Raw genomic sequence first — 10680 nt, forward strand, 5'->3', positions numbered from 1 at the left:
ATTTTTTGGTCCCGCAGTATCGGTATTAGTCAGAAAAGAAATAAGTGCAGGCGAGATAAATTATTGATTTGAACAATGGAACTAATCACAGTGACAGGCAGTCCAAACCTGTTTGCCTGTCACTTTATATCCGGGGTTATCGGTTGCGATCAATGCTCCCGGGTCGCGCGGAAAGTCACATCCGGGTAGCGCTCTTCTGCCAGGGAAAGGTTGACCCGGGTGGGTGCCAGATAGGTTAGATGGCCACCGCCATCCATAGCCAGGTTATCAGCGCACTTGCGCTTGAACTCTTCCAGCTTTTTCTGGTCACTGCAGTCAATCCAGCGCGCGGTGTTGACGTTAACCGGCTCATAGATCGCTTCAACTTTGTATTCATCTTTCAGTCGGCGCATGACCACATCAAACTGCAGTACACCCACTGCCCCCAGGATCAGGTCATTATTGTTCACTGGCATGAATAGCTGGGTAGCACCTTCTTCCGAGAGCTGTTGCAGCCCTTTTTGCAATTGCTTGAGCTTTAATGGGTCTTTCAGGCGGACACGGCGGAACAGCTCGGGCGCAAAGTGAGGGATGCCCATAAACTTGAGCATTTCACCCTGGGTAAAGGTGTCACCAATCTGTATAGTCCCGTGGTTGTGCAGACCGATGATATCACCGGAGGTCGCTTCATCCACATGGGAACGGTCACCCGCCAGGAACGTCACGGCATCGGCAATTTTTACATCCTTGCCGATACGAACATGTTTCATTTTCATATTCCGGGTGTATTTGCCGGAACAGATTCTCAGAAAGGCAATGCGGTCACGGTGTTTGGGGTCCATATTGGCCTGGATTTTAAAGACGAACCCAGAGAAGTTCTCTTCATTGGCGACCACCGTGCGTTCATTGGTTTCCCGGGGCATGGGGGAGGGAGCCCACTTGACAAAATCATCCAGCATTTCCCGAACGCCGAAGTTGGCCAGTGCGGTACCAAAGAAGACCGGAGTCATCCGACCGGCAAGGTACTCTTCCAGGTCAAACTCATGGCTGGCACCTTTCACCAGCTCAATTTCCTCCATCAACTCTTCATGGAGATCACCCAGCAGGGTTCTGGCTTCTGCTGATTCCAGACCTTTGATTCGGATATCTTCCGGAACCACACTGGCCTGACCGGGTTTGAACACATGAATGGTATCGGTATAGAGGTTATAAACCCCTTTGAACTGTTTACCCATGCCGATAGGCCAGGTGATAGGTGCACACTGGATTTTCAGAATATCTTCAATTTCATCCAGCACGTCAATCTGGTCACGGACTTCACGGTCCATTTTATTGACGAAGGTAAATATTGGTGTGTCCCTCAGGCGGCAGACTTCCATCAGTTTGATGGTGCGATCTTCGACACCTTTGGCGCCATCGATCACCATAAGGCAGCTGTCAACTGCGGTCAGTGTCCGGTAGGTGTCCTCGGAGAAGTCTTCGTGTCCGGGCGTATCCAGAAGGTTTACGGTACGGCCGTCATAGGGAAACTGCATCACCGAGGTGGTGATGGAGATACCACGCTCCTGTTCCATCTTCATCCAGTCAGAGGTGGCCATACGCCCGCTCTTGCGGCCTTTTACTGTACCGGCAAGCTGAATGGCACCGCCGAGCAGCAGGAGCTTTTCGGTAATCGTGGTTTTACCGGCATCGGGGTGGGAGATGATAGCAAAAGTGCGTCTGGCTTCAACTTCCCGGAGAAGTGGTGACGTTGTTGGAGGCATGAGCGGGTTCCAAATTGTGTACGTATCTCTGTACACAGGTGCCTACCGCAAAGAAGGGATGTGTACAAAACAAGAAAATAATCAAAATTTGGGTGAATTATCCAAATCGGGGGGATGACTGCAAGTAGGCTGGCGGTCAGTCCGGTGATTCTGTGGTTTAAAAAACGAAGACCGGACTTTCAACTCGCTGAATTGGCAAGAGATGGTAATTAATCGTGAGGTGTCACCGGGCCAGAGGGCTTGAAATCAATCATTATCCGGGCTGGCTGATGATACCAGTTGGAAAAATTGAACCATGCCGGATAATCGGTTCTGGTGGCCAGTTGATACTTCTGCAGGTTTTGAGTCCTGTGGACAACCCGTGGCAAAATGGTTCCGGCTTTCATGCCGTTGGTGACTTTACGTTGCACATTCACCGTTACCTGTTCAGTGGCTTCGCCTGAAACGTCATCAAAGTGGGTGAAGGTTACGTCAACGTCTACAGGGTAATCGACAATACCCCACCAGTTCTCCTGGTCAACGAGAAGAAAGCGGCCTTGCTTCATTTGCTGCCGGTCGAACATTTCCTGTTCTCTGGCGTTGATCATGGCGTCTTCGTTGAAGGCAAAATCTGAGTATCGTATCGCTCCACCATGTGCAACTTTATAACCCGTAATTTTCCAGGGTGAGTTTTCCGGGAGTTCAATCGATGTCAGGCCGACAGCGCCCAGATAGGGCGAGGTTGCATGGACCACTGAGTAGATGGCTGCTGCGGTAACAGCAATGACTGTCAGCACCACTGCAACCGCAATCAGCCCGTCCGACACCCGTTCACTGAAGGAAGAATCGTCGTCAATGGTATGGCCTCCCCAGAAAATCGGGCCATCCCACCAACCCAGGTGTGAATGATGATGGGTGTGTTCAATATGAATATAGTCGGGGTTACCTGAACGGGAAGGGTAGTAATAACGATTGAGCTTAAGCTGAAACAGCGCCATATGTCGGTAGTCAATTGGCAGAGAGTAGTTGCTATGGCTTTGCCCGGGAAATCCAGCATGGCTACTGGCATAATCAAGCTGCGGATAAGTGATAAAAATGGTCAGAACCAGAAGTAAGGCTATGTTGGGTAGCCTGTTGACAACTTGCGCGGGCATTCTTGCACTCCGGGTGGAAGTTTCTCCGCTGATCAATTCGGAATGAAATCTTCCAACGTGTTTGGTAACTACTGTGATTAACTCCATTAGATCCGGGTTGTATGGAAAAGTTCCCTCTATTGCCTTCCCAGCTTAGCGTTATTAACCGGGTTATGAGCTTGATTTGTTGTTTTGCCCGGCAATTTTTCGTGTTCAGTCTGGGTTAATAACCAAGGATCAAAAAAATACTTTTTTAAATCACCTTAATTCATTAACCATGTTATCAGGAAAAAATCGGCGGTATGGGCTGACAGCATTTCACTGGCAATGAAACCCAGAACAAGAGCACCGGAGATAATTAACAGAGGCTCAAGCAGGGCCATAACACTGATGCAGGTCTGGCTCATTCCCAGCGTCTGATAAAGCTGTATTTCCTGCCTTCGTTCCTGAAGGTTGCGGGTCAATGCATAAAAAAGGGTCAGCAGGCACAACCCGAGCGTGACAAACGAGATGAATATCAGGCTGACCGCTGCCCTGTTCAGATAGCTATAAAGTAGCTCCAGTTCTCTGGCTGGCATCGCGGCGGTTATCGCCAGGCCTTGTTCCGTGGCCGATTGAGTCAGGCTTTTTTCCAGCGCCAGAAGGGCCATGCGGTCCTGCAGTTTGATATCGATAAAAGAGATATCATCAGGGCTTGACCAGCTCGGCGTATTGCCTTTTGCGTAGGATTTTCTTGCGGTTATCAAACCTTCAATCGGGATATAAATACTGTCATCCTGATGGGTATTCTGCCGTGGCAAAATACCGGCGATGGTAAATAGCTCGTTGTATTCTTGTTCTAACCCTGGTTCGCTGCCATCGGCAATGGTGATCTGATCGTTGATTTGGTAACCAAGGGTATTGGCGATGTTTATCCCGATATAAGCGACCATCGGGTGAGTTGCTGGCGGTAATGTTTCTGGGCTGATCGGCCGTTGCTGTTTTCTCTGTGGGTGTTTTGCAGGGTTGGCTGAATGTCGAGTCAATCGCGCTATCCCTTCAGCGCTGGTACCAATAACGGTGATTCCCCGGTGAGTTTCGCCATAGGCATAAGGAATGGCGTATTCAATCTCCGGGTGGCTTATCAGCTTATTCAGCAGGCTCAGGCGCATTTGTGGTGGTGGTGAGCCCACATGGAATAGCGAGAACAGAACCAGGGGCATGGCCGGTGTTTCTTTACTGATGATCAGGTCGCTTTCCAGTGAATAGCGATCAATACTTTCAATCATTTGTTGCTTGATACCTTGAAACAGAAACACAAGGTAAAAACCAAAGGCCAGAACCAGCAGCATGGTCAGCGTGTTCTTTTTCCGATAGTTCATGCTCTTCATGGCGTGCTGAAAGGTCAGTAGTGCAGTACTGAGCCAGTGGATGTTTACCATAGCCTGGCCACCAGTTGTGAATGGTTGATGTCTGACATATCAATACAGCGGTCAAATCCCGGGTAAGGGGTATGGTCAACACAGATCAATGTCTGTGCATGTTCTCTGGTGCTTTTCAGCAGCATGTCATACAGGGTTGTTCGCGCCTGCGGGTCCAGTGCTGATGCGGCTTCATCGGCCAGAATCAGCGGGGGGGAGCCGATCAGTGCCCGGGCAATAGCCACCCGTTGTTGCTGACCAATGCTCAGCATGCCGGTGCTTTGGCGCAAGAGCTCGGGGTTCTCCATGTTGAGTGCGGCCATCAGCTGGTAGGCCTCATAATTCGCCGTGGTTTTCCGGTCTGCCAGCCGCTGCAGGCGCCACCTGGATAAACGACAGGGTAGTAAAATATTTTCCAGTGGATTCAGATAGGGGACCAATGTTGGCTGCTGGAAGATGTAGCCTATCTGTCCGGCTCGAAATGTCTCCCGCCCGGATCTGGACAGGCTGTCAATCTGCTGCCCAAGTATGTCAATTCTGCCACTGTCCGGTAGGAGTAACCCGGTCAGCAGTTGCAGTAGCGTGGTCTTGCCAGAGCCGTTTAACCCGGTAATCTGCAGGCGTTCGCCGTTCTCTACCGTAAACAGTGGTATCGACAGGCAGTTTTGCTTTCCTCTGCTTAATTCAAGCTTTTCTACGGTAACTGCCTGACTCATACATGGCCCTCTTGCAACGCACAGCTTTTTTTAATCGTTAAAAAAGTCCGGAAACACATCACTTTTTGCTGGATGTTTCTGCAACTGAACCTCCTGCTGTTTCTGACTTAGCTGCTGTTTACTTTGCCAGTTGTCACTGACCAGCCAGACGCTGGTGTGCTTTAAGTCAGGTATTGCTGCAAAAGCCAGGAATGTGAAATGAGACAGGTTTTCCGGGTGCTGACATTCGTATTCGAGATAGCCGTTGATTTCACTGAGCTGTGCAGCCAGCCATTCCGCCTTGGGATCAGGGCGGTCAAGCGGCTCAACAAGAAACAGCTTTTGCGTTTGCCGACACTGTGCATCGTCCGGAAGGGTAACCAGAGGGGTGAATTCTTGCAGAGACCGGGCCAGGGCACCGGGCGGTAGTGCGGTGATCGCGTTCGTCGCCTCCGGGGAGATGGAGAGGAACAGGTTAAGGGTATCCTGTTGCAAGTTAACATCCAGCAGCATGGATGCCGGTTCATAAGCCCGATGGATATTTTGCCCAATGGAGCGGTCTTTCCCATGGCTTGACGTTATCGCGACGGTCAGGCCCAGTATAAGCCAGGCAGTCACTGCTTTGTGGTGAATGTTCATGGGCAGCGTTCCTGAAGGTATCGCTTTCCAGCATCAATCAGTCCGGTACCTTTGAGAAAGTTGCGACCAATCAATAACTGTTGAGGAAAATTGCTGCGACTGATTAAGGACATTTCTACAATGCGCGTAATCCGGCCCACTTTTACGGTGTTTCGGACAACCGCTCGTTTACTGGGCGCACCTTTATGGGTGATTATTCTGGCTACCCGGCTGACTGGTTGATGCATGGGAGTTTTCTGGCGGCTTTCCCGGTGAACGAAATCGTAGTAAACCCAGCGATAGCCATTTCTCTTAATATGCATGCGGATATTACGGGCATCCAGGGCAGTGGTTGTCGCACCACTGTCAACCAGTGATGCGACCTTATGTTGATTTATATTGACCAGCGTGGCGTTTTCCAGATAGCCAAACAGCGGTCGCCCGTTAGCGGTGCAGGGTTGGCTGGCTACTGGTGTCGACAGCGACAAACCTGAAAAGAAGACCACGGTAATGAACCGTAACAGCCGTTCTGATGGCTGCGTGGATGGGGGGGGGATGGTCCTGTTCATAGCTCTGAAAACCGCTTTACTCTGTTCAGCATTTATCTGAAAGCTATCGGCTATTCAGGTGACGGTTTGATAGGTGGCTTTCTCCACAAAGGCTTTGTGATTGATGTATTGCCTTGTCGTTTAACATGCCGGTACTTTTTATCCGACACAGTTTGTCTATTTGGGGGGATTCGTAGTTAAATACAGACTTTTAATTTCCGTTGCGACCGAGAAATGACCAAGCTTCCCTGCTTCAAGGCATACGATATCCGTGGCCGCCTGCCGGATGAACTTAATGAAGATATTGCTTACCGCATAGGGCGGGCCTATGGCGAGCACCTTAAACCGAAGGATGTCGTTGTTGGTGGCGATAGCCGCCTGACCAGTGAAGCCCTGAAACACTCATTGTCTGAAGGCCTGCGTGATGCCGGGGTCAATGTGCTGGATATTGGCCTGTCCGGTACCGAAGAGATCTATTTTGCCACATTCCACCTGGGGGTTGATGGCGGTGTTCAGGTGACGGCCAGTCACAACCCCATTGACTACAACGGTATGAAACTGGTGCAGGCCGGTGCGCAACCCATCAGTGGCGATAACGGCTTGCGGGAGATTCAGCAGCTGGCAGAGGAGAGCCGGTTTGGGGAGCCTGCGGCACAACGGGGCGGCTACAAGAAGATCTCTGTTCTGGATGATTATATCAGCCACGTTCTGGGGTATATCCAGGCTGACAGTCTCAAGCCGATGAAGCTGGTGGTCAATGCCGGTAACGGTGCAGCAGGGCATGTGGTGGATGCTATCGAGGAGCGATTCCGGGTGGCCGGTGTGCCGGTAGAGTTTATCAAAGTCCTGCACGAGCCGGATGGTCACTTCCCCCTGGGTATTCCTAATCCATTATTGCCTGAGTGTCGTCAGACAACGGTAGACGCCGTTCTGGAACATCAGGCCGATATGGGCATTGCCTGGGATGGCGACTTTGATCGTTGCTTCCTGTTTGATGAGCAGGGGCAGTTTATCGAGGGATATTATATTGTCGGGTTATTGGGGGAGGCTTTCCTGGCCCACAACCCCGCGGCAAAAATCATCCATGACCCCAGGCTGACCTGGAACACCATCGATCAGGTAAAAGCGGCGGGTGGTGAACCGGTGCTGTGTAAAACCGGTCACGCCTTTATCAAGCAGCGGATGCGCCGGGAAGATGCGGTTTATGGTGGCGAGATGAGTGCCCATCATTATTTCCGCGACTTTGCCTATTGTGACTCCGGCATGATTCCCTGGCTGCTGGTCGCTGAGTTGATTTCCAGAAAGGGTCACCCCTTGTCAGCGCTGGTCAGTGAGCGGATTGCTATGTTCCCGTCGTCCGGTGAAATTAACAGCCAATTGACCGATCCCCAGGCCGCTATAAAGCGTGTGCTGGCACACTATCAGCAAGATGCGCTGGAAATTGATAACACCGATGGCATCTCCCTGAATATGGGTCAATGGCGCTTTAACCTGCGACTGTCCAATACCGAGCCAGTGATTCGTCTGAATGTAGAAAGTCGTGGCGATGATGTGTTGATGCAGAAAAAAACTGCCGAGCTGCTGAAGCTGATTCGTGACTGATATTTTCAAGAGATTGCTCATTAAGGAGCAGTCTCTTCATTTGAGTTGGATAAATAAGGAGCCTTAAATGATCAAGAAATGCCTTTTTCCGGCAGCAGGCTATGGTACCCGGTTCCTGCCAGCCACCAAGTCCATGCCCAAAGAGATGATGCCCATCGTCAGCAAACCGCTGATTGAGTATGGTGTTGAAGAGGCACTGCAGGCCGGTATGTCGGATATCTGCATTGTCACCGGCCGGGGCAAACGCTCGCTGGAAGATCACTTTGATGTGAACTACGAACTGGAACATCAGATTTCCGGTACGGACAAGGAAAGCCTGCTGTCCGATATTCGCAGTGTGATTGATCAGTGTACCTTCTCCTACACCCGCCAGCGTGAGATGAAGGGACTTGGCCATGCGGTATTAACCGGGCAGACGCTGATTGGTGACCAGCCATTCGGCATGGTGCTGGCGGATGATCTCTGCATCAATCTCGGAGGGCCCGGCGTTCTCGCCCAGATGGCGCAACTCTATAAGCAGTTCCGTTGCAGTATCGTTGCAGTGCAGGAAGTACCCGAAGATGAAGTGCATAAATATGGGGTGATCGCTGGCCAGCACATTTCAGAAGATCTGCTACGGGTTGAGAATATGGTGGAAAAGCCCGCCAGAGAAGATGCGCCCAGTAATCTTGCTATCATTGGCCGCTATATTCTGACACCGGACATCTTTGACCTGATTCATGATACCCAGCCGGGTAAAGGTGGTGAAATTCAGATTACCGATGCTTTGATGGCTCAGGCGCAGCGAGGCTGTGTCATGGCTTATAAGTTCAAGGGTGAGCGTTTTGACTGTGGCAGTATTGAGGGCTTTATTGAGGCTACCAACTACTGTTACGACCATTTGTACCGTTAAAAAAAGGTCTGCTCCATCTCCTCTTTGGTCAGCTGAATCACACCACACCGGCAATTCCAGCCATTGGGTGGATAGTGTGTCTGCCAGAATGGGTCGTCTACCGGGCGGGCGGTGCTGCTGATGCTCTGCCCGGGGGTGCTCTTCCACGGCGTCATACATCAAATAGCGGGCAGTTTTGCTGTTGGCCTTGATGCACTGCCACTGGCCGACGGCATAGGTGCTCTGCAGGTGGGGTCTGAATGTCTTTTCTAATTTTTCGCTGCCCAGCTGCATATTCTTTAACTGGTATGGAAGAGTGGCAGTGTTATGACAACTTTGCCAGCTGGCTCTCAAGGTTTTTGATGTGTTTGTATGTTTGCCAGTTTTCAGTGATGCTATAGTGACAATGATAATTTTTGCAGATCGACACACATCCGGCTTTTAATAGACCATAATGGCAAGGTTTAATAAACTCAGGTTTAAAATCCATATACTGATCCAGTCCATGATTCAGCACACCCTGAACTAAATCGATTTCTGTGCTGGTCCAGCCATCACGGAGGGGTAAGCACTCATTTATGAAAAAATCTGCAAATTCATCATCCATCCAGTCTTGTGAATATTTTAAGCCCCAAACATCATCATACATAGTCATTGCACAGTGGAATCTCGCCAGGACCTGGTACTCTTCGGGAGCAAACAGGGTTTTACCTGACCAGTCTTTGTTAAGGAATTCTGTTAGCTCTGGAGGAAACTTTGAAAATATGAAATCAGCCAGCCACTCTTCCGTAAGCCCCTTGGAAGGCAAATCCTGACTGCTGATTGCCAGATCTTTCGGATCTATCTCAGCCAACTCCTCACATAATTGCGAAGCTAACCTTTCTTTAAGTCTTTCGAGTCTTACCTCCAAATCAAAACGGGAATTTCCATCAAAATCACGATAAGGGTAAACGAGCACTATATCATTTTCCTGAAACCTGGCCGGTGATTTGACAGACTCTGTTTTTGCACCACCAGACTTTAGAGCAGTAATTTGGTGTTCATCCAGCGAGTGCCCGGGACGCTCGCCGGAATCAGGAAGTCGGCTTGAACAAGGGGCTGATATTTGAACACTGGCATTGAATGAAGCTGCGAAAACAACCTCACTGACGTCTGAATTAGACGGTGGTAAAGGCAGTGAATGTGCATTGGAGCTTGCTAACGGGGGCATAGTCATTTGTATCCTTAATTAGATTTGGGGACACCACTTTCAGGCTGGCAGGATCGATGAATACTGTCGTCCATTGGTTATTTTAATCGTTGAAATCCAGTGGGTTTGACTCCCACCCGGTTCCTGATGCGCTTTCCTCTGACACCGCCAGGAATCCAGCATCAGTACTATCACGGTTATCAGTTAATGAACCAGTAACTGTTAAAAGTGGAATCAGCAGTCTTTCGCACTCTGCATGGCCATTTTGGCGAGCGACGTCCAGGGGCGTCAAGCCATCGCTATTTTTTATACTGATATCAATGCCGGGAGCTGTAAGTAACGCTTTGATGCACCCTGCCCGGCCAAATTGGGCAGCGCAGTGCTGGGGCGTGAAACCCTCGGTTGTTTTCAGATTGACGTTAATGCCCCTGGCGTTCAATAACAGCACGACGCACTCTACGTTGTCGCCTATGGCGGCCCAGTGCAGAGGCGTAAGGCCCCCGGGTAGTGTCATATTGACGTCAATGCCTTTGGCATTCAATAACACCATGACGCAGTCTGTATAGCCATAATGGACAGCGCAGCACAGGGGCGTCCAGCCTTCGTTAGTCGTCACATTGACGTCAATCCGGTCGTCGGTCAATAACGCCAGAATGCACTCTGCCTGACCTTTCGTGGCAGCCCAGTGCAGGGGCGTAAAGTCTGAAGACGATTTCGCATTGACGTCAATGCTGCCGGAGGACAGTAATACCCTGATGCACTCTGTGAGGTCTTCTGCGACAGCACGGTACAGGGGCGTAAAGCCATCGTTAGTCTCCACATTGACGTCAATGCCGTCGGTGGACAGTAATGCCCTGATGCACTCTGTGTGGCCTTCTGCGACAGCAAAGTACAGGGGCGTAA

At 50.4% G+C, this 10680-nt stretch carries 11 protein-coding genes; 2 read left to right on the plus strand and 9 right to left on the minus strand.

Going from position 1 to position 10680, the window contains the following annotated elements; all coding sequences use genetic code 11:
• Nucleotides 1-149: 149 nt before the first annotated feature.
• From ACO6V1_RS12475 to ACO6V1_RS12500, 6 genes are all read right to left on the minus strand, one after another.
• Complete coding sequence (locus tag ACO6V1_RS12475) at nucleotides 150-1742, minus strand: peptide chain release factor 3 (protein ID WP_422461485.1); 1593 nt, start codon at nucleotides 1740-1742, stop codon at nucleotides 150-152.
• 209 nt (nucleotides 1743-1951) lie between these two features.
• Nucleotides 1952-2875 carry a hypothetical protein gene (locus ACO6V1_RS12480; protein WP_422461483.1) on the minus strand — a complete coding sequence of 308 codons (924 nt, stop codon included), beginning with the start codon at nucleotides 2873-2875 and terminating at the stop codon, nucleotides 1952-1954.
• Nucleotides 2876-3117: 242 nt separating this feature from the next.
• Complete coding sequence (locus ACO6V1_RS12485; RefSeq protein ID WP_422467053.1) at nucleotides 3118-4275, minus strand: ABC transporter permease; 1158 nt, start codon at nucleotides 4273-4275, stop codon at nucleotides 3118-3120.
• Nucleotides 4269-4970, minus strand: coding sequence for an ATP-binding cassette domain-containing protein (locus ACO6V1_RS12490; protein WP_422461479.1), 702 nt, complete (start codon nucleotides 4968-4970; stop codon nucleotides 4269-4271). The genes ACO6V1_RS12485 and ACO6V1_RS12490 overlap by 7 nt, the downstream gene beginning before the upstream one ends.
• A 30-nt stretch (nucleotides 4971-5000) precedes the next feature.
• Nucleotides 5001-5588: a hypothetical protein gene (locus ACO6V1_RS12495; protein WP_422461477.1), complete on the minus strand. Its 588-nt coding sequence runs from the start codon at nucleotides 5586-5588 to the stop codon at nucleotides 5001-5003.
• Nucleotides 5585-6136 carry a RimK/LysX family protein gene (locus ACO6V1_RS12500; protein WP_422467055.1) on the minus strand — a complete coding sequence of 184 codons (552 nt, stop codon included), beginning with the start codon at nucleotides 6134-6136 and terminating at the stop codon, nucleotides 5585-5587. Before ACO6V1_RS12500 ends, ACO6V1_RS12495 begins: the two co-directional genes overlap by 4 nt.
• A gap of 213 nt (nucleotides 6137-6349) precedes the next feature.
• Here ACO6V1_RS12500 and ACO6V1_RS12505 point away from each other — a divergent pair, with 213 nt between their 5' ends.
• On the plus strand, nucleotides 6350-7717 hold the full coding sequence (locus ACO6V1_RS12505; protein WP_422446886.1) for a phosphomannomutase CpsG: 1368 nt from the start codon (nucleotides 6350-6352) through the stop codon (nucleotides 7715-7717).
• A gap of 67 nt (nucleotides 7718-7784) precedes the next feature.
• Nucleotides 7785-8609 carry a UTP--glucose-1-phosphate uridylyltransferase GalU gene (galU, locus tag ACO6V1_RS12510; protein WP_422446884.1) on the plus strand — a complete coding sequence of 275 codons (825 nt, stop codon included), beginning with the start codon at nucleotides 7785-7787 and terminating at the stop codon, nucleotides 8607-8609.
• On the opposite strand, the gene ACO6V1_RS12515 is transcribed toward galU, so the two are convergent.
• The 3 genes from ACO6V1_RS12515 to ACO6V1_RS12525 all read right to left on the minus strand — a co-directional run.
• On the minus strand, nucleotides 8606-8764 hold the full coding sequence (locus ACO6V1_RS12515) for a phage minor head protein (RefSeq protein ID WP_422446882.1): 159 nt from the start codon (nucleotides 8762-8764) through the stop codon (nucleotides 8606-8608). The two genes, galU and ACO6V1_RS12515, sit on opposite strands and share 4 nt — an antisense overlap.
• Before the next feature lie 149 nt (nucleotides 8765-8913).
• A complete protein-coding gene (locus tag ACO6V1_RS12520; RefSeq protein ID WP_422467056.1) occupies nucleotides 8914-9798 on the minus strand; it encodes a hypothetical protein in 885 nt (294 codons plus the stop codon).
• Nucleotides 9799-9880: 82 nt separating this feature from the next.
• Nucleotides 9881-10680, minus strand: an 800-nt coding sequence (locus ACO6V1_RS12525) for an ankyrin repeat domain-containing protein (RefSeq protein ID WP_422467058.1), incomplete at its 5' end; no start/stop codon positions are given.

This window comes from Endozoicomonas sp. ALC013 (assembly GCF_049310205.1).
Lineage (GTDB): Bacteria > Pseudomonadota > Gammaproteobacteria > Pseudomonadales > Endozoicomonadaceae > Endozoicomonas.

Bases quoted from the DNA above. Each gene is read 5' to 3' on its own strand.
- ACO6V1_RS12485 (WP_422467053.1), bottom strand. From the start codon at position 4,275: ATGGTAAACATCCACTGGCTCAGTACTGCACTACTGACCTTTCAGCAC.
- ACO6V1_RS12520 (WP_422467056.1), bottom strand. From the start codon at position 9,798: ATGCCCCCGTTAGCAAGCTCCAATGCACATTCACTGCCTTTACCACCG.
- ACO6V1_RS12515 (WP_422446882.1), bottom strand. From the start codon at position 8,764: ATGACGCCGTGGAAGAGCACCCCCGGGCAGAGCATCAGCAGCACCGCC.
- ACO6V1_RS12475 (WP_422461485.1), bottom strand. From the start codon at position 1,742: ATGCCTCCAACAACGTCACCACTTCTCCGGGAAGTTGAAGCCAGACGC.
- ACO6V1_RS12505 (WP_422446886.1), top strand. From the start codon at position 6,350: ATGACCAAGCTTCCCTGCTTCAAGGCATACGATATCCGTGGCCGCCTG.
- ACO6V1_RS12490 (WP_422461479.1), bottom strand. From the start codon at position 4,970: ATGAGTCAGGCAGTTACCGTAGAAAAGCTTGAATTAAGCAGAGGAAAG.
- ACO6V1_RS12480 (WP_422461483.1), bottom strand. From the start codon at position 2,875: ATGCCCGCGCAAGTTGTCAACAGGCTACCCAACATAGCCTTACTTCTG.
- ACO6V1_RS12495 (WP_422461477.1), bottom strand. From the start codon at position 5,588: ATGAACATTCACCACAAAGCAGTGACTGCCTGGCTTATACTGGGCCTG.
- ACO6V1_RS12500 (WP_422467055.1), bottom strand. From the start codon at position 6,136: ATGAACAGGACCATCCCCCCCCCATCCACGCAGCCATCAGAACGGCTG.
- galU (WP_422446884.1), top strand. From the start codon at position 7,785: ATGATCAAGAAATGCCTTTTTCCGGCAGCAGGCTATGGTACCCGGTTC.